The organism is Lacticaseibacillus huelsenbergensis, assembly GCF_029726355.1.
Classification (GTDB): domain Bacteria; phylum Bacillota; class Bacilli; order Lactobacillales; family Lactobacillaceae; genus Lacticaseibacillus; species Lacticaseibacillus casei.
This window is the reverse complement of the sequence record NZ_CP120687.1, coordinates 1-19251: the sequence shown is the minus strand read 5'-3', so window position 1 is coordinate 19251 and position 19251 is coordinate 1. Positions and strand designations below refer to the sequence as shown.

Annotated in this window: 9 protein-coding genes, 2 tRNA genes, 3 rRNA genes, 1 pseudogene and 1 riboswitch; of the genes and pseudogenes, 12 read left to right on the top strand and 3 right to left on the bottom strand. The window is 48.4% G+C overall.

Features of this window, described 5'->3' with window-relative positions; translation table 11 throughout:
* Positions 1 to 39: 39 nt before the first annotated feature.
* Together LHUE1_RS00075 and LHUE1_RS00070 are read right to left on the bottom strand one after the other, a co-directional pair.
* The gene (locus LHUE1_RS00075) at positions 40 to 615 is read right to left on the bottom strand and encodes a hypothetical protein (RefSeq protein ID WP_025013110.1); all 576 of its coding nucleotides are present in this window, start codon (positions 613 to 615) and stop codon (positions 40 to 42) included.
* A gap of 378 nt (positions 616 to 993) precedes the next feature.
* Complete coding sequence (locus tag LHUE1_RS00070) at positions 994 to 2025, bottom strand: DUF916 domain-containing protein (protein WP_049172607.1); 1032 nt, start codon at positions 2023 to 2025, stop codon at positions 994 to 996.
* Positions 2026 to 2415: 390 nt separating this feature from the next.
* Here LHUE1_RS00070 and LHUE1_RS00065 point away from each other — a divergent pair, with 390 nt between their 5' ends.
* The 5 genes from LHUE1_RS00065 (at position 2416) to LHUE1_RS00045 (ending at position 8412) form a co-directional block, all read left to right on the top strand.
* On the top strand, positions 2416 to 2940 hold the full coding sequence (locus tag LHUE1_RS00065) for a GNAT family N-acetyltransferase (protein WP_049172609.1): 525 nt from the start codon (positions 2416 to 2418) through the stop codon (positions 2938 to 2940).
* 120 nt (positions 2941 to 3060) lie between these two features.
* Positions 3061 to 3615 (top strand): hypothetical protein, encoded by a 555-nt coding sequence (locus LHUE1_RS00060; protein ID WP_010491332.1) that lies wholly within the window; start codon positions 3061 to 3063, stop codon positions 3613 to 3615.
* 505 nt (positions 3616 to 4120) lie between these two features.
* Positions 4121 to 5797, top strand: coding sequence for an acetolactate synthase AlsS (gene alsS / locus LHUE1_RS00055; protein WP_049172611.1), 1677 nt, complete (start codon positions 4121 to 4123; stop codon positions 5795 to 5797).
* 66 nt (positions 5798 to 5863) lie between these two features.
* Positions 5864 to 6574, top strand: coding sequence for an acetolactate decarboxylase (budA, locus tag LHUE1_RS00050; protein ID WP_049172613.1), 711 nt, complete (start codon positions 5864 to 5866; stop codon positions 6572 to 6574).
* Between the two features lie 59 nt (positions 6575 to 6633).
* Positions 6634 to 6808: riboswitch (Lysine riboswitch) on the top strand.
* Positions 6809 to 6951: 143 nt separating this feature from the next.
* Positions 6952 to 8412 carry an amino acid permease gene (locus tag LHUE1_RS00045; protein WP_277848359.1) on the top strand — a complete coding sequence of 487 codons (1461 nt, stop codon included), beginning with the start codon at positions 6952 to 6954 and terminating at the stop codon, positions 8410 to 8412.
* Positions 8413 to 8571: 159 nt separating this feature from the next.
* Here LHUE1_RS00045 and LHUE1_RS00040 read toward each other — a convergent pair.
* A pseudogene (locus tag LHUE1_RS00040) lies at positions 8572 to 10099 on the bottom strand (helix-turn-helix domain-containing protein).
* Between the two features lie 245 nt (positions 10100 to 10344).
* Here LHUE1_RS00040 and LHUE1_RS00035 point away from each other — a divergent pair.
* From LHUE1_RS00035 to rrf, 7 genes are all read left to right on the top strand, one after another.
* Positions 10345 to 11922, top strand: a complete 1578-nt coding sequence (locus tag LHUE1_RS00035; protein ID WP_049172620.1) for a helix-turn-helix domain-containing protein — start codon at positions 10345 to 10347, stop codon at positions 11920 to 11922.
* A 428-nt stretch (positions 11923 to 12350) separates the two neighbouring features.
* Positions 12351 to 13634, top strand: a complete 1284-nt coding sequence (gene serS, locus LHUE1_RS00030) for a serine--tRNA ligase (protein ID WP_049172621.1) — start codon at positions 12351 to 12353, stop codon at positions 13632 to 13634.
* Between the two features lie 382 nt (positions 13635 to 14016).
* Positions 14017 to 15586, top strand: a 16S ribosomal RNA gene (locus tag LHUE1_RS00025).
* A gap of 90 nt (positions 15587 to 15676) precedes the next feature.
* A tRNA-Ile gene (locus LHUE1_RS00020) sits at positions 15677 to 15750 on the top strand.
* Positions 15751 to 15784: 34 nt separating this feature from the next.
* Positions 15785 to 15857, top strand: a tRNA-Ala gene (locus tag LHUE1_RS00015).
* Positions 15858 to 16018: 161 nt separating this feature from the next.
* Positions 16019 to 18936, top strand: a 23S ribosomal RNA gene (locus tag LHUE1_RS00010).
* Positions 18937 to 19133: 197 nt separating this feature from the next.
* Positions 19134 to 19250, top strand: a 5S ribosomal RNA gene (gene rrf, locus LHUE1_RS00005).
* Together the 16S, 23S and 5S rRNA genes with 2 tRNA genes alongside form the textbook arrangement of a ribosomal RNA operon.
* Position 19251 lies beyond the last annotated feature (1 nt).

Sequence of the window (19251 nt, the reverse complement as noted above, 5' to 3'; positions counted from 1 at the left end):
GATTTAACCTGTCAAGCATACAGGATTGACAGGGCAAAATCAAGGCTGAACCGTAAAGGCGGCAAGTGGCGTCACGCCATGGGTTTTAGCAATTTCAGCCACACCATCGGGATCAGCAGCCGTTAACCCAGGTAAATCAATAGCGTCACTTTCACCGGTATCGGCTTGCACAACTTGGAAAAGCGGTTCGGCCGGATAAACCAGCAGCTGAGTGGCCGTTTTGACATCCTGTGTGTCTTGGTGCAATAACGGTACATTTTGCAATGAACTTAGCAATGCCTGGTTGGCTTCGAGAAAATCAGTGAGTGTGTCCCAGCTGTCAAGAATCGCAATTGGCGGTTCCAGCGGCGTTAAATAAGCAGCAAATCGCCGCAAATCATCTTCCCATTTGCGAACGGAACTTTCGGCAAACGTGGTCTGATCCAATTGCTGAACCAAGAGCTGCGGAACCGACTCGGTTTTGACCGAATCCGGCATCGCCGTAATCCGCGCGGTCAGATCGCTAATGCAGCGGTAAGCCTGTTTGACATCCGCCAAAAACTTTAAAATATCCGTCCCGCCGGCATCTTCATAAGCGGTTTGAAATTCATTACCAAGCATGCGGTTATTTGACATGGGAAACTCCTCCTTCAAACATGGTGAGCGCGAGCCGGCGCGGTTAGAAGCTGGAGTGTAAGTGGCCTTGAAGCCTAAATGGCTGGGCTTTGGCCATTTAGGCTTCAAGGTCCTTACACGCAAGCTTCTGCGCCGGGGAGCGCGTTATGGTGAGCGCGAGCCAGCCCGGTTACCAAGCGCGTAACCAAAACCCGGACAGTTTTGCTAAATCTCCGGCAATAAACAGCACTGCGGACGCGTTCTTGGCGCTACCATGTTTCAATTATGCGGCAGTCAATACAACCGGTCTTAAGCAATCGCTAAAACCATGATGCCTTGAGGCCGGTGTTTGTGCGCTACCTTTATCATAAGCCAAAGAAGCAGTAACGGCACGCTTTTCTACTGATTTTGCTTGTGTCGAACGACCGTCCAGCGCCAAATACCCAGGATAATGATGAGCAATCCTGTTGCGATACCGGCGATAATCCAAGGAAGGGTTAAACTGTTTTGCGACGCAGCAGGGGTCTGCGGTCGGGAGACGATGGCATTGCTTGGCAGGTGGCCGTTGTACCGAAAATTAACCTGCTTGCTCCAAGTATACGAACCGGATTTCGCTGTCCACTTTAAGGTATAAGATCCAGCCTGCAATTGCTTGCCGTTTAGTGGAATGCTTTGCGTGAAGCGGGAATGCGGCGCAACCGCCAAGCCGGCAAAATGTCCGGTCAATACGGCCTTGTTCCCGCCTGTTGGGAATAACGTATAATCAGTCGCGATTTCGCCAAACTGATTGCTTGAAGGATTATAAATGTTGGCGTTCACCACCGGATAATGGTTGGCAGTCCCAATACTGGCTTTTGTGAGTTCCAACAGTGGCGGATTAGGGGTTTTCAGATCCTGCCGTAAGATAATTGGGATGCCAATTGCAAACTGATCTGTGAATCGGACGCCGCCAGTTGATGACGTCGCCGCTGTGCCGCCTTTTTGCAAAACATAAAAGCCACCAGAAATAATGCCAATAAAATGCGTAGTTGGGGACTGCAAATGGTAGGTGACCACCTGGTTGCTTCCCGCGGCAATCGTAGCCGAGGTCGGTCCCTTAATCAACGTATTCAGGCGAATGGCATTTTGATCCAACGACGGCCGGCTCTGATCGAAGGCGATCATGCCACTATTGGTGGTGTAAGCAGGATTTGCGGCAAGCGTATACGTTTGGGTTTCATCAGTTTGATTGGCGATCCGCAATTGTAAGTCTTCTTGCTGACCGGGTTGAACCTCCAAGTCAAAATAGCCAGTAACTGTCTGACGTTGATTAGCCGGTAAAATCGGCGTGACGGTGAATTTTGGCGCAACTGCGGCGTTGACGATGCGGAGTGGCCAGATAAAAGCCATGAATATAAAAAGTAACAAAATGTTACGTACAAGCTTTTTCATGTGTCCTCACCTTTTGTCTGTAATATGTAGGTGGCAACAGGTGCCACCGAGTGCGATCACATTTATCGCTGCATGTCAGACGCGGGTGAGGTTTGCTAGTAAATCGAGCATCGCCTTGTCTGATTGTTATATTGAATTATTTTCAGATAACAACTTTATTTTACTGATAAGCAACGTTCATCCAGCATAAAATGCTTGTGCATGGTTGCGCGACCGCATGAGTCACAATGGGCGGGGCTTGTCTTCGCGTCACGAATACTCGATAATATGAAAAGATAAATAGTTTGCCGCCGAAGAAAATGCAGGCTTTAATTCAAATGGGAAGGACGTTCATCTCAATAAATGGAAAAAATTTTCCACTAAATGAGACAAGCGTCAGGGGGAGGAACCATGTTACAAGGACCACGGGTGACAGTTCGCCCTTTTGTACTGGCAGATACGGATGATTATTTTGCTTATGCCAGACTGAAACAGGTGACCATGGCCGCGGGGATGACACCTTTACTGACGCGGGAGGCGGCGGCCAATCATGTTCAACGCTTCGCCCGCGAGCAGCAGGATCTGGCGTTGGTTTACCAAATGCATGTGATTGGCAATATTGGCGTCTATCCCCGTGCCTTGTCGCCGGAAACAGGTGATGACATGACGCGTGAGATCGGGTATATCCTTAATCCTGATTTTTGGCATCAAGGACTTATGCGCGAGGGCCTGCAGCTTGTCATCGCTGATCAATTTGCTCATGGCATCAAGGCCATCTGGGCAGGCGTTTTTCCTGGCAATCATGCGTCCATTCATTTATTAAAAAGATTAGGCTTTATTTTTCAGTTTGAGGTGCCGTTGCCACGAGGGTTAACCGAGCACCAGCCGCGCGATGAACAGTACTTTCGACTTTTGCCGAAACAGTTTGAAAAATGAGGATTTTCTTTAATCAGTTTTTGAAAGCCGGGTGAATTCAACGCGGTTTTTTTCTTTTGTGTAGGCATCGGATTGAAAAATGCTATAATGAAAAACGAGTAATAGTCTGGAGGTTTCAAAATGACTGTGCAAACAGAGTACCAGCAGGCCTATAAGAAGCGGCTTGCAGCAATCGAAGCCGATCCGCAGTTCACCGTGTTGTCAAGCATGAATCAGCCGCAGGATCCGGCGCAAAAGAAAGTGAGCCAATATATTGTGTTCACTGACTTTAAATCCGACGAACAAAAGCAAAAAACGAACTCGATTTACGTCTACACACCATTTGAAAATGTTGACAAGTATGGCCATTCGAAAGCGGATTATCAAGCACAGCTCCTGTTTGAAACCAATCGCTGGGATAATGTGATGCACATCACCGTCTTGGAAACACTGGGTTCTGAAAGTCGGCTGGCTTTTTACGATTTTGAGAATCTGGGCCTAGCACAGCTGGCGTTAAAAGCATTTCTTAACTTGGCGATGAAAGCCGATATCGGTTTAGTCGACGGCACGATCAGTTCGTTTGATAAAGTTAACTTAGCCAAGTTACGCCACATTTTCACGAAATTCGGTTTTAATATGAAAATGACAGACCCCAAGACCGGCATCGGCAAAATCAGTCGTTCCATGCAGTCTTGAAAGCAGTCGTTATTTGGAAGTTGTATGATTGAGTTGGCATCGCCTATTGTGGCGGTGCTTTTTTGATGAGCGTGAACCGGCGCGGTAAGAAGTCGGAGCATAAGTGGCCTCGAGCCAAAATGGCTGGTCTTTGGCCATTTTGGCTCGAGGTCCTTATGTGCAGGCTTCTGCGCCGTTGAGCGCGTTATAGAAACCGGAGTTTGGCCGTTAATTGCCCTAAAATAGAACACCTGTAAGCAAACAAATAATCTGACCCGTCCCCACGGCACTTTGTGAGCAGTTTTTAAGCAAAGTTTATGCCGTTTCGTTTAAAATCAAGATGATGCTAAAAAACATCAGCTAAGTGACTCCCGACCGACTCGACCAATTTTATAATTGATACAGATTGATGAAAAATATGTAACAGAACATTTCTGTTTAGTCAGTGTTTTTCAAAAAAACTAGGCTTGAAACGGAACACAAAAAGCGTATTATGAAACACATCAATAATTTAGGAAGTGGCGAAATGGCAGAAGAGAAGCGCTATGGCGCAGATTTAATTGTCGAAAGTTTGGCAAATCACGGGATTGATTATGTTTTTGGTATCCCCGGCGCCAAAATCGACCGGGTTTTTGAAACCTTGGAGCATCCCAAATCGGAAAAGAGTCCGCAATTAATCGTGGCACGGCATGAACAGAACGCTGCGTTCATGGCTGCCGGGATCGGGCGTTTGACTGGCAAACCCGGCGTTGTCCTGACAACTTCCGGACCAGGTGCTTCAAACCTGGCAACTGGCCTGGTGACCGCAACCGCTGAAGGTGATCCGGTTTTGGCTTTGTCTGGTCAGGTAAAGCGGGCGGATCTGTTGCGTAGTTCCCACCAAAGCATGCGTAACGCCGATCTTTTTGCGCCGATTACCAAATATGCCGCTGAAGTGCAGGATCCGGACAATGTTAGTGAAATCATTGCCAATGCTTATCAAGCCGCGGAATCCGGCAAGCAAGGGGCAAGCTTCGTGTCGATTCCTCAAGACGTCACTGATTCACCGGTGAACTCGGAACCGATTAAGCCGCTGGTGGCGCCAAAGTTAGGGCCGGCGAGTCCTAGTGATATGACTTACCTGGCGCATGCCATTAAAGAGGCATCGCTGCCTGTCTTACTTTTGGGAATGCGCGCGTCATCAAGCGACGTAACCGAAGAGATTCGCGAGTTGTTGTCAGTCACCGAGTTGCCGGTTGTTGAAACCTTCCAAGGTGCAGGTATTATCTCTCACCGCCAAATCGACAATTTCTTTGGCCGGGTGGGTTTGTTCCGCAACCAACCGGGGGATATGTTATTGCAACACAGCGATCTTGTCATTGCGATCGGCTATGATCCGGTTGAATACGAACCACGTAACTGGAACGCGGATGGCAAGTCGCGCATCATCGTCATTGACGATGTGCCAGCGGAAATCGATCATAACTTCCAGCCAGAAACAGAGCTGATTGGTGATATTTCCCAGACACTCGATATTTTAGTCCCGTTACTGCGGGGTTATCAGGTTGCGCCTGAAAGCAAGCAGTATCTCACAGAGTTACAGGCCAAATTACAGGAAAGTGATGTTCCGCCAGCCCTCTCAGATCAAAAAGTCTTACACCCGCTCAGTATTGTGGCCGCATTGCAAAAACGCGTGACTGACGATATGACAGTTGCTGTGGACGTCGGCAGTCACTATATCTGGATGGCCCGCCATTTTCGGAGTTACGAACCGCGCCACTTGCTGTTTTCCAATGGGATGCAGACGCTAGGGGTTGCTTTACCTTGGGCGATTGCGGCGACTTTGGTACGTCCGGGCAAAAAAGCAGTTTCAGTGTCAGGCGATGGCGGCTTCCTTTTCTCGGGGCAAGAGCTAGAAACAGCCGTTCGTTTGAAGGCTGATTTGGTTCATATTATTTGGAACGATGGCCATTATGATATGGTAAAATTCCAAGAAGAGATGAAATATGGTCGGGCAGCAGGTGTCGACTTTGGTCCGGTTGATTTTGTGAAGTATGCAGAAGCTTTTGGTGCCAAGGGTCTGCGGGTCAATAAACCGAGTGAACTTGGCAAGGTGCTTGATGAAGCGTTTGCGACTAAAGGGCCAGTGCTGGTTGACATTCCGGTCGATTATTCCGACAATGCGGAACTCGGCGCGGCAATGCTGCCTGACCAGATTTATTAATCGTTGGCGGCAGGTTGATTCTGGGCGGCTGCAGGCCCAACCCTGCGCAAAAGGAGGGACTTCTTTTTGGAAACGGATCGATTGTATCAACATGGGACACTGGCAATGTTAGTGCCTGGTTTGTTTGCCGGAACGCAGACAATTGAAGCGTTGTTGCAACACGGTGACACTGGTATTGGCACGTTGACCGGCCTTGATGGCGAGTTGATTATTCAAGCCGGCAAAGTTTATCAGGTGAATGCACAGGGGACTGTTCGTGAAGTTGCAGCGGATGAGAAAGTGCCGTTTGCGAATGTTCATTATCAAGACGATGTTTCGGCCGGGAAGCTTCAGGGGTTGGATCTGACCGGGTTTCAGAAAGCGGTTCTTGATCGGTTACAAACGAGCAATCTTTTTGCGGCAGTTAGGGTCGAAGGGACCTTCACGCAAATGCACACGCGCGCTGTGTTGCCGCAACAACCTCCTTACCCGACGTTGACAGAGACGGCTTCGGGCCAAAAAGAATTCCATGCCGATAACGTCAAAGGCACGCTGATCGGGTACTTTTCACCGGATCTTTATGCCGGTGCGGTATCGCCGGGTTTCCATTTGCACTTTTTGTCGGCTGATCATCACATGGGCGGGCACATTCTCGGATTTGAGCTCGACAGTGGCGAATTATTTTTACAAAAGTTTAGCGACTTTCAGTTACACTTGCCAACCGATGACGAACCGTTCTTAAAGCAGCACTTTGACACGGCTAGTTTAGTCGATGACATCCGCAAAGCTGAAAATTGAGTTAAAACCGGGTGAGAGCCGGTTGCCGTTAGAAACAAGACATGATAACGTGAACCATAATCAAGATTAGAGGTCGCACCGCTCATCAGTCGCAACTGCAATGGCCTGAACGCCAGATGCGCAGTTGTTAAAGGGAAAGGTGCCGAAATGCCGGCTTAGTTCAGTAAGGCGGTGTTGGGTCAGTGGATAACATCTGCTGGACTGTCGCGACTATCGCGGGGCGCTAACAAATCGGATCACGTTTATTCATGACGAGAAGTAGAATAAGCCGATGGGTTAGTTACTGACACCCACCGGTTTTTTTGGTGCTTAAACGCCCTGTAACCGTAACAAACCCAACGTTTAACATCTCACCCATTCAGCAAAGGAGTACATTTGTGGCAAAGTCAGCAACGAATCAGGTAAAGCGAGAACTCAAAACCCGGCATCTTTCAATGATTGCTCTCGGCGGCAGTATTGGCACCGGACTTTTTGTCGCCAGCGGCAGCGCGATTGCAACTGCCGGCCCGGGCGGCGCTATCGCGGCATATATTGGTATCGGGTTAATGGTGTTCTTTCTGATGACCAGTTTAGGCGAAATGGCCACCTATGTGCCGGTATCCGGTTCCTTTTCAGAGTACGCCAGCCGGTTTGTTGATCCGGCGTTTGGCTTTGCCTTAGGTTGGAACTACTGGTTTAACTGGGCGATCACCGTTGCCGTCGATGTTTCAACAACGGCCATTGTGATGCACTTCTGGTTGCCGGATGTGCCGGGCTGGCTGTTTTCGCTGGGCTTTTTGGCGCTCATTTTTACGATTAACATTATTTCCGTTAAGTCGTTTGGCGAAACCGAATATTGGCTGTCATTAATCAAAGTGATCACTGTCCTGGTCTTTCTGGTCGTAGGTTTGTTGACCATTCTGGGGATCATGGGCGGACACGGTCCCATCGGCTTTAAAAATTATACGACCGGGGCGGCGCCGTTTGTTGGTGGGTTACCGGCAACATTAGCGGTTTTCGTGGTTGCAGGGTTTTCTTTTCAAGGTACCGAGCTAATCGGAATTACGGCGGGCGAAAGTGCCACCCCGGAAACCAGCATTCCCAAGGCGATTAAGCAGGTGTTTTGGCGGATCTTATTGTTCTATATTTTGTCTATCGCTGTCATTGCCGCCATCATTCCTTATACCAGTCCGAACCTGTTAGGCGCCAGTGTTGATCAAGTGGCAATTTCTCCGTTTACGCTGGTTTTTGATCGAATTGGCCTCGCCGGAGCGGCCAGCGTGATGAACGCCGTGATTCTGACATCGGTTTTATCGTCTGCCAATTCCGGCATGTATGCTTCAACCCGAATGTTGTGGGCCATGGGCGGATCCGGATTTGCGCCACGCGTTTTTCAAAAAACGAATACGCGCGGTATTCCGATTGCAGCCTTACTACTGACGACGCTGGTCGGTGGTTTGACATTTTTAACCAGCATCATGGGACCCCATGTTTACCAACTGTTGGTCGCCGCATCCGGTCTGACCGGATTCCTAGCGTGGCTTGGGATTGCGGTGTCGCATTTTCGCTTCCGCCGTGCGTTTGTGAAGCAAGGGCATGATGTTCATGAGTTAAAATATCATGCAAAATGGTTCCCGGTTGGCCCGATTTTGGCGATTATCATGAGCTTAATTGTGATTGTGGGTCAGGATTTGCAAGCGGTGCAACATTTTGCATGGGGACGCCTACTGATTTCCTACATGTCGATTCCACTTTTTATCGTTTTATTTGTTTGGTACAAGGTGAAGCATAAGACCAAACTGATTCCGCTAGAAAAAGTCGATCTTTCACCTCACCGCGAGCATCAGGCGACCAAGTGAGCGTAATTAACGGGTTACCTGATTGGCTTTCTGACTGCAGCTTTTCTCGCCATAGTTATGAATTCTCGCTAAACTAAAACGGCTCTAAAACGCAAATTGCTGCGTTTTAGAGCCGTTTTTTGATGGTTAACTGTCAAAATTTATTCGAACGACGGGAGCCTACGAAGGGGGATCGACATTTTGGGCTGATAACGAGGCGTCGGTTTTCTTTAGGTACAAGCGGCGAATCAACAAATACAGTTGGAAGATGGCGTCATCGCTGTCTTCGGCTGTCCAAAATGATGTGCCCGTGAAAACCGGCAGGCGCAGCGGCTTTGATGGCCTGCTCATTATCGACGCTGGTAATGACGAGGTCCGCTGTTTTGAAAACGGCACGTTCTGGCAATAAGTGGACCATTGGCAGATCGGATAGGAAATTGACGAGGCGCCGGTTCAGCAAATTATGATCAAGATAGGCCAATCTGACCCGTACGGTAGGCGTTTCGGCGAAGTAGCGCAGATAAGGTGTCAACAAATAGTAAAGTGTCCGTAAGAATAGATGCTGCTGACCAAGAAAATGCCGATATGCAGGCGTATCAGGCAGGGTGGCAATAAATTCCTCGAGTCCTTGATAAAGATTGGTTTTGGTGTAATTCAGCGCGCGGGGATTGAAAAAGTCGACTAAATGCATGAAGTCGCCGCCCAAGATTTCGTTGTTCAAGGCGATTCGGGTTAAATTGAGGATTAAGCCTTGTTCATGCTGAAGGTCAAAGACGGTGTGATGCCGAATATGATCACCTAAGAAGGCCAAAAGTCGTTTCACGAAATCCGCCGTAATCGTTTTTTGCTTAAGAACATAATGAATAAAGTCTTTGTCGGCTGGTGTGTCAGGTAAGAAGGTGATCGTTCGATGTTGCTGAAAATAGAAGAAATCATTTTCAGCTTTCATGAATTGTTTATTGAACGCCGGGAACATTTCTTGCGTATAAACGGAATGCTGAAATGGTGGGTAATCCTTGAAGATCCGGTCAAACGGTTCGTTGCCGGTAACAAAATGGTTGCCACTGATCCGCACCCGACAAATTGCCCAAAAGAGGATCTCTTCAAGAATATCGACCGGATTGGTTTTGGCGTTGGGTAAGGCCATGTATTCTTTGACGATTTGCTTTTCATCCAAGACTTTAAATGGCCAGTCAACACCATGGTAACCTAGCCAGTAAAAATCAAACAGAAACAGCCTGATTCGGCTTTCTTCACCGATAAAGCACAAATCACTAAAGGACAACTTGATTTGGAACCGTTCGAGCAGTGCGCGCAAGGCGACGGTTTTCCGCACCAACGTCGAGCGGCTGATGAAATGGGCCCGGCAAAACTGCTCGGTAGAGGGATGATTAGCCTGAACAATGTAGTCAACAAATTGAAACGCAATCGCATGTTTTAGCAAATAAAGGTGATAATCATCAACCGTTACGTCGATTTCCATTAAAAGGTTGATTTGTTTACGTTTAAGGTTTTCCGGATGCGCCGTTAATTCGGTTAAATCACGAAAGAGTTCCTGTAAGATGTTGTAGCCCTGCTGATAAGAAAGGTCTAGGTGCCGACTGAGGGTATTAATGGTGTAAGTTTGGACATTACTATCCTTGATAGCTGAAAACATTTGGTATTTTTGGAAATCAGCACGGTCAAGAAAAGTTTGTTCGTAAAGCATCGTGATCCCCCAATCTGAAGACAATTTTGTTCGCTTCAATATCAATTATAACAAAGAATGACGAGTATGACGTTTTATTAGTGAACTATTGAACTTTAAACATGCGTAAAACCATCTGTTAAGATAAGAAACTGCTATAAAAATGGTATAGACAAGCTTTGTGCCGAGCTTGAAACCTGACGCTGTATGTTCGATGAAGTATAATCATGGGAAATGGGGTAAATTATCTGAAGTAGGGAGATTTTATGAAAGACAATCATGATATTTTTTTGTCAATGTCTGACGCTGAGAAACTGGGGTTGTTTCGTACCATTATCGAGGTACGGGAAGCGCAGACACCAGTTACGGCAAAATTAGCGGCTTATCGTGGTCATCGGCCCTTGGTAAGTGAGGTTAATCTCAAACAGATAGCGGCACTTACGAACCGCAATTATGGCAGCGTCTATAATACTTATAACGGCCTGATTAGTTCATTACAGGCAATGCTTGGCCGGCACCATAGTTCGGTGAAAACACTATTTGCGGTGCCACCTGACGAATTTCGCTATCATCTTGTTGCCCAATCACATCCATACAAATTTTTAGACGCTGTCTTATATCAACGGTATGAGAACCTTGATGATTTTTTGAAAGCCTGCGATAGCTCTAAAGCCACGGTTTTGCGCCATTTAAAGGCGCTTCGGGGTTATGCGCGGCAAAGCGGAGTGCAGTTCTCGTATGAAACACTATCATTTACCGGCCCGGAATTAAATATCCGGCTGTTTATGACAATTGCTTATTGGTTGGCAACCAATGGCGTGGCGTGGCCTTTTGAAAATTTAACGCACCAGCAAGCTGGCCAGATTCTAGATGGCTTACTGGTCGTCTTCGATAGCGGCAAGGTCAACACCATCACGCGTGAGTTACTAATGTATTATGTGGCGATTTCCCATCAGCGCATTTTAAGCGGCCACATTTTGGTGCACGATTCGCAATCGGAGGTGCTGCATTACCCGGTTCCCAATTTATTCAGCGACGCGGCCTCGCGACTACTGGATAAATCAAAACAATTTGAGCATTTGACCACCCAGCAGCAACAGAGCGAAAGTGACGCGCTTTATTTTCTATTTAATTTTGCACCGCTATATATTATCACGGATGAGCAAGTTGAAAAGCGGATGATCGAGCGCTATAACAACTATAATCCCGAGATTTATCAACTGATCAGTGGATTTTTCGAGCATTTTCCATACAGCTTCAAGCGTGATATTCACCTACCCGATGATACTTACCGTTTGCTATTCGTCAATATGCTAAGTGTGACGGTGAGTGTGCTGGCGTTTAATAAGGATTTTACGACCAGTTTGTTAGCCGAGTTCAGTTCAAACATTCAGCAAACCAAGGATGATCCGGCATTTTACCAACAGGTTAAGGTCACGCTTGACGAAGTGATTGGGCGCAAGAAGCTGTCATCGTTTCGAAATTGCCGAGAAGTTTTGACAGAGGCATTTTATCGCAGCCTGCATCAACTTGTAGTTCAATTTCAGCCACGCAAAAAAGTGTTGGTTGCTCCGATTATCGAACAAACAATGACTGGATATATCGATCTCTTGGCGTTTTTGCATGCAGTCCCGTTCGTTGAGTTAGCGTCGCCTGATGCTAATCTCAAGGATGTTGATCTGGTCATCACGACTTCGGTAGGGCTCATTCAAGACAATGTCGGTAAGACGCAGATTTTCCCGTGGCACATCAATGTCACCAATGACCACTACGGCCAGCTTTATAGTTTGCTACGTGAACTTTGGGATGAAAAGATGCTCAAAGAAGCCCGGTTTATCTACTAGAACGCGATGCAATCCGTTCAATTGACTGGAGTAGGGTACGTCTTCATCCTAAAAATCCGAAAATCTTCATCCTAAAAATCCGAAAATTTCTTGTATCCTATGTCGAGATGCGGTATTTTAGCAATGTATAGTTAACACGTCTGAAGCGCCTAAGTGGATGTTTTAGAGAGCCAGCGGTTGGTGCAAGCTGACAATCATCCTTATTCCAGCGCATGAGTGGGCAGTGATGAGCTGCACGGAAGCCGACCGTTATCGGCTAAGAGGGTGGCGTTCTACGCCAAACTTGGGTGGTACCGCGGAAAGAAGCCTTTCGTCCCATTGGAGATGAAGGGCTTTTTGTGTTGAGCGTGAACCGGCGCTTCGCCGGCAAACGCGGCAAGGCAAACTTTGACGTGTCAGATACATCAAAATGATGAGGGAGGAAAAGTATGTTAGATCTGAAATTGATTCGGCAAAAGCCTGAATGGGCGAAGAAGAAATTAGCCGCCCGGGCGATTAAGGGTGAAGAAATCGACGAGCTACTGGCTCTAGATGAAAAGCGCAGAAAAGTGACAGTGCAAACCGAGGAACTAAAAGCCCAACGTAATGAAGTTTCCGGGAAGATTGCCGTCATGAAGCGCAACAAAGAAAATGCGGATGACCAAATTGCAGCGATGCGTGAAGTCGGCCAGAAGATCAGTGCTTTAGACAAAGAATTGGCGGCACTTAATGACAAAGTGACTTATATTCTTGTGCGGTTACCGAATTTTCCGGCAGATGACGTACCAATGTCACTTAATGAAGATGACTCCCGGGAAGAATACAAATGGGGTAAGATCCCAAGTTTTGACTTTAAGCCGAAGCATCACTGGGACATCGGGGAGAGTCTGGGTATTTTGGACTTTGAACGAGCCGCAAAAGTTTCGGGCAGCCGTTTTGTTTACTATAAAGGGGCAGGAGCCCGTTTAGAACGTGCCGTTTACAATTTCTTTTTAGATGAACATCAAAAGGAAGGCTACGAGGAAATCATTCCCCCTTACTTGGTTAACAACGATTCCATGTTTGGGACTGGCCAGTTCCCTAAGTTTACCGATGCTACTTACACCATTACAAATGACGGCGAGCCATTAACTATGATTCCGACAGCCGAAGTGCCATTGGTAAACTATTATCGTGGTGACATTATCGATGCGGATAAACTGCCAATTAATTTTACGGCTTTAACGCCAGCGTTTCGTTCCGAAGCCGGAAGCGCCGGTCGTGATACTCGTGGTTTGATCCGCATGCACCAATTTAATAAGGTTGAAATGGTGAAGTTCTGTAAACCAGAGGATTCATGGAAAGAGTTAACCAATCTGATTCATGACGCTGAGGATCTGTTGCGTAAGCTTGGATTGCCTTACCATGTCATCACGTTAGCCAGCAACGACGCCAGCTTTACCAGTGCAAAGACAAATGACCTTGAAGTCTGGTTGCCAGCGCAAGACCGATACCGAGAAATTTCGAGCTGCAGCAATTGCACAGACTTTCAAGCGCGTCGTGCGCAGATCCGTTATCGCGACGACGAAGGCAAGTTGCAGTTTGTCCACACACTCAACGGTTCAGGATTGGCAGTTGGCCGAACGGTAGCAGCCATTCTTGAAAATTACCAACAAGAAGACGGCACCGTTAAGATTCCAGATGTCTTAGTTCCTTACATGCATGGCCAAACTGTCATCAAACAAGAAGACTAATTGAAAAAGTGCATGTTTATGCAGCGAATTGTTAATAATTCGCTGCATTTTTGATTGAATGTTCGGCCTTCAATTTCTTAGTAAAACCTCATTTAAAAAGTATTGACGGCGTTCAACAAAGTTGCTATCATATTCTTCGTTGTCAAATTGGTAGCACATCAGGACATTCAACAAATGCATGTTTATTCAAAAAGTTGTTGACATGATTTGCTGGTCATGATAATCTATCAAAGTTGTCTTTTGACAAGGTCGTCCTTTGAAAACTGAACAAAGTTTCGTTTAAATGTGCAGGGTCCTTGATACTCCGGTATCGAGGCAAAAAGTAACATTTGCGAAGTCAATTCGCTAGAACAACAAATCGAGCTATTCGAACAGCTCATATTTATATGAGAGTTTGATCCTGGCTCAGGATGAACGCTGGCGGCGTGCCTAATACATGCAAGTCGAACGAGTTTTGGTCGATGAACGGTGCTTGCACTGTGATTCAACTTAAAACGAGTGGCGGACGGGTGAGTAACACGTGGGTAACCTGCCCTTAAGTGGGGGATAACATTTGGAAACAGATGCTAATACCGCATAAATCCAAGAACCGCATGGTTCTTGGCTGAAAGATGGCGCAAGCTATCGCTTTTGGATGGACCCGCGGCGTATTAGCTAGTTGGTGAGGTAACGGCTCACCAAGGCGATGATACGTAGCCGAACTGAGAGGTTGATCGGCCACATTGGGACTGAGACACGGCCCAAACTCCTACGGGAGGCAGCAGTAGGGAATCTTCCACAATGGACGCAAGTCTGATGGAGCAACGCCGCGTGAGTGAAGAAGGCTTTCGGGTCGTAAAACTCTGTTGTTGGAGAAGAATGGTCGGCAGAGTAACTGTTGTCGGCGTGACGGTATCCAACCAGAAAGCCACGGCTAACTACGTGCCAGCAGCCGCGGTAATACGTAGGTGGCAAGCGTTATCCGGATTTATTGGGCGTAAAGCGAGTGCAGGCGGTTTTTTAAGTCTGATGTGAAAGCCCTCGGCTTAACCGAGGAAGCGCATCGGAAACTGGGAAACTTGAGTGCAGAAGAGGACAGTGGAACTCCATGTGTAGCGGTGAAATGCGTAGATATATGGAAGAACACCAGTGGCGAAGGCGGCTGTCTGGTCTGTAACTGACGCTGAGGCTCGAAAGCATGGGTAGCGAACAGGATTAGATACCCTGGTAGTCCATGCCGTAAACGATGAATGCTAGGTGTTGGAGGGTTTCCGCCCTTCAGTGCCGCAGCTAACGCATTAAGCATTCCGCCTGGGGAGTACGACCGCAAGGTTGAAACTCAAAGGAATTGACGGGGGCCCGCACAAGCGGTGGAGCATGTGGTTTAATTCGAAGCAACGCGAAGAACCTTACCAGGTCTTGACATCTTTTGATCACCTGAGAGATCAGGTTTCCCCTTCGGGGGCAAAATGACAGGTGGTGCATGGTTGTCGTCAGCTCGTGTCGTGAGATGTTGGGTTAAGTCCCGCAACGAGCGCAACCCTTATGACTAGTTGCCAGCATTCAGTTGGGCACTCTAGTAAGACTGCCGGTGACAAACCGGAGGAAGGTGGGGATGACGTCAAATCATCATGCCCCTTATGACCTGGGCTACACACGTGCTACAATGGGTGGTACAACGAGTTGCGAGACCGCGAGGTCAAGCTAATCTCTTAAAGCCATTCTCAGTTCGGACTGTAGGCTGCAACTCGCCTACACGAAGTCGGAATCGCTAGTAATCGCGGATCAGCACGCCGCGGTGAATACGTTCCCGGGCCTTGTACACACCGCCCGTCACACCATGAGAGTTTGTAACACCCGAAGCCGGTGGCGTAACCCTTTTAGGGAGCGAGCCGTCTAAGGTGGGACAAATGATTAGGGTGAAGTCGTAACAAGGTAGCCGTAGGAGAACCTGCGGCTGGATCACCTCCTTTCTAAGGAAACAGACTTAAAGTCTGACGGAAACCTGCACACACGAAACTTTGTTTAGTTTTGAGGGGACGACCTCTCTTTTTACGCCTATCGGGCCTATAGCTCAGTTGGTTAGAGCGCACGCTTGATAAGCGTGAGGTCGATGGTTCAAGTCCATCTAGGCCCATCAAGCGTTCGCTTGTTAATTGAACAACCCTTATGGGGGATTAGCTCAGCTGGGAGAGCGCCTGCTTTGCAAGCAGGAGGTCATCGGTTCGATCCCGTTATCCTCCATTGGCCATCAGGCCAATTCACCGACGCAAGTCGGCGACTTTGTTCTTTGAAAACTGGATATCATTGTTGTAAATGTTTTAAATTGCCGAGAACACAGCGTATTTGTATGAGTTTCTAATATAGAAATTCGCATCGCATAACCGCTGACGCAAGTCAGTACAGGTTAAGTTACAAAGGGCGCACGGTGGATGCCTTGGCACTAGGAGCCGATGAAGGACGGAACTAATACCGATATGCTTCGGGGAGCTATAAGTAAGCTTTGATCCGGAGATTTCCGAATGGGGGAACCCAGTACACATCAGTGTATTGCCTGCAAGTGAATTCATAGCTTGTTGGCGGCAGACGCGGGGAACTGAAACATCTCAGTACCCGCAGGAAGAGAAAGAAAACTCGATTCCCATAGTAGCGGCGAGCGAAGTGGGAAGAGCCCAAACCGAGAAGCTTGCTTCTCGGGGTTGTAGGACTGGACATTGGAGTTACCAAAGTTCGACGTAGTCGAAGTCAGCTGGAAAGCTGCGCCATAGAAGGTGAAAGCCCTGTAAGCGAAACGGCGGACCCTCCGTCCAGGATCCTGAGTACGGCGGAACACGTGAAATTCCGTCGGAATCCGGGAGGACCATCTCCCAAGGCTAAATACTCCCTAGTGACCGATAGTGAACCAGTACCGTGAGGGAAAGGTGAAAAGCACCCCGGAAGGGGAGTGAAACAGTTCCTGAAACCGTGTGCCTACAATTAGTCAAAGCCCGTTAAGGGGTAATGGCGTGCCTTTTGTAGAATGAACCGGCGAGTTACGTTTGCCTGCGAGGTTAAGATGAAAAGTCGGAGCCGGAGCGAAAGCGAGTCTGAACAGGGCGAATGAGTAGGCAGATGTAGACCCGAAACCAAGTGACCTACCCATGACCAGGTTGAAGGTGTGGTGAAACACACTGGAGGACCGAACCCATGTATGTTGAAAAATGCTGGGATGAGTTGTGGGTAGCGGTGAAATTCCAAACGAACTTGGAGATAGCTGGTTCTCTCCGAAATAGCTTTAGGGTTAGCCTCGGAGGATGGATCATGGAGGTAGAGCACTGTTTGAACTAGGGGCCCATCAAGGGTTACTGAATTCAGATAAACTCCGAATACCATCGATCTTACTCCGGGAGTCAGACAGTGAGCGATAAGGTCCATTGTCGAAAGGGGAACAGCCCAGATCACCAGTTAAGGTCCCTAAATTTATGCTAAGTGGAAAAGGATGTGGCGTTGCACAGACAACTAGGATGTTGGCTCAGAAGCAGCCACCATTTAAAGAGTGCGTAATAGCTCACTAGTCGAGTGGCACTGCGCCGAAAATATACCGGGGCTAAGCATAATACCGAAACTGTGGGTGCACCCGTCAGGGTGCGCGGTAGGAGAGCGTTCTAAGGGCGTTGAAGGTCGATCGTGAGGACGGCTGGAGCGCTTAGAAGTGAGAATGCCGGCATGAGTAGCGAAAGATCAGTGAGAATCTGATCCACCGTATGACTAAGGTTTCCTGGGGAAGGCTCGTCCTCCCAGGGTTAGTCGGGATCTAAGGCGAGGCCGCAAGGCGTAGTCGATGACAAGCAGGTTGAGATTCCTGCACTAGTTTATTTTGTTTAAGCGATGGAGGGACGCAGGAGGCTAAGGAAAGCGCACGGCTGGAAAAGTGCGTCCAAGCCGCAAGTCTGGTGGCGAGTGAAATGCTTGCGACCATAAGGACAAGCGGTGATGGGGAGCGAAATTAAAGTAGCGAAGTTCCTGATGTCACACTGCCAAGAAAAGCTTCTAGTGAGAAATAAACTACCCGTACCGCAAACCGACACAGGTAGTCGAGGAGAGTATCCTCAGGTGAGCGAGCGAACTCTCGTTAAGGAACTCGGCAAAATGACCCCGTAACTTCGGAAGAAGGGGTGCTGACCGCAAGGTCAGCCGCAGTGAATAGGCCCAAACAACTGTTTATCAAAAACACAGGTCTCTGCTAAATCGAAAGATGATGTATAGGGGCTGACGCCTGCCCGGTGCTGGAAGGTTAAGAGGATGAGTTAGCGCAAGCGAAGCCCAGAATTGAAGCCCCAGTAAACGGCGGCCGTAACTATAACGGTCCTAAGGTAGCGAAATTCCTTGTCGGGTAAGTTCCGACCCGCACGAAAGGCGTAATGATTTGGGCACTGTCTCAACGAGAGACTCGGTGAAATTATAGTACCCGTGAAGATGCGGGTTACCCGCGACAGGACGGAAAGACCCCATGGAGCTTTACTGTAGCTTGATATTGAGTGTTGGTACCGCTTGTACAGGATAGGTAGGAGCCGTAGAGATCGGAACGCTAGTTTCGATGGAGGCGTTGGTGGGATACTACCCTAGCTGTATGAACACTCTAACCCGCGCCACTGATCGTGGCGGGAGACAGTGTCAGGTAGGCAGTTTGACTGGGGCGGTCGCCTCCTAAAATGTAACGGAGGCGCCCAAAGGTTCCCTCAGAATGGTTGGAAATCATTCGCAGAGTGTAAAGGTAGAAGGGAGCTTGACTGCGAGACTGACAAGTCGAGCAGGGACGAAAGTCGGGCTTAGTGATCCGGTGGTTCCGCATGGAAGGGCCATCGCTCAACGGATAAAAGCTACCCTGGGGATAACAGGCTTATCTCCCCCAAGAGTCCACATCGACGGGGAGGTTTGGCACCTCGATGTCGGCTCATCGCATCCTGGGGCTGTAGTCGGTCCCAAGGGTTGGGCTGTTCGCCCATTAAAGCGGTACGCGAGCTGGGTTCAGAACGTCGTGAGACAGTTCGGTCCCTATCCGTCGCGGGCGCAGGAAATTTGAGAGGAGCTGTCCTTAGTACGAGAGGACCGGGATGGACGTTCCGCTGGTGTACCAGTTGTGCCGCCAGGCGCATCGCTGGGTAGCTATGAACGGAAGGGATAAACGCTGAAAGCATCTAAGTGTGAAGCCCCCCTCGAGATGAGATTTCCCATTCCTATATGGAAGTAAGACCCCTGAGAGATGATCAGGTAGATAGGCTGGAAGTGGAAGTGCAGCGATGCATGGAGCGGACCAGTACTAATCGGTCGAGGACTTAACCAAGTAGAGCGTGAAGCGGCGCGGTTAGAAGCCGGAGTGTAAGCGGGCTTGGACGTTATGGCGGTCTTTGCCATGGCGGCCAAGGTCCTTACACGCAGGCTTCTGCGCCGGTGAACGCGTTTCGATGAAATACGCCGATTCTCAGCAAAGCAAACCAGCAACAATGATAGCCAGTTTTGAGAGCGCAAAGTTCTCATAAGTGTGGTGGCGATAGCAAGAAGGATACACCTGTTCCCATGCCGAACACAGAAGTTAAGCTTCTTCACGCCGAGAGTAGTTGGTGGGAAACTGCCTGCGAGGGTAGGAAGCTGCCACGCT

Bases quoted from the DNA above. Each gene is read 5' to 3' on its own strand.
- LHUE1_RS00065 (WP_049172609.1), top strand. From the start codon at position 2,416: ATGTTACAAGGACCACGGGTGACAGTTCGCCCTTTTGTACTGGCAGAT.
- alsS (WP_049172611.1), top strand. From the start codon at position 4,121: ATGGCAGAAGAGAAGCGCTATGGCGCAGATTTAATTGTCGAAAGTTTG.
- LHUE1_RS00035 (WP_049172620.1), top strand. From the start codon at position 10,345: ATGAAAGACAATCATGATATTTTTTTGTCAATGTCTGACGCTGAGAAA.
- LHUE1_RS00060 (WP_010491332.1), top strand. From the start codon at position 3,061: ATGACTGTGCAAACAGAGTACCAGCAGGCCTATAAGAAGCGGCTTGCA.
- serS (WP_049172621.1), top strand. From the start codon at position 12,351: ATGTTAGATCTGAAATTGATTCGGCAAAAGCCTGAATGGGCGAAGAAG.
- LHUE1_RS00070 (WP_049172607.1), bottom strand. From the start codon at position 2,025: ATGAAAAAGCTTGTACGTAACATTTTGTTACTTTTTATATTCATGGCT.
- LHUE1_RS00075 (WP_025013110.1), bottom strand. From the start codon at position 615: ATGTCAAATAACCGCATGCTTGGTAATGAATTTCAAACCGCTTATGAA.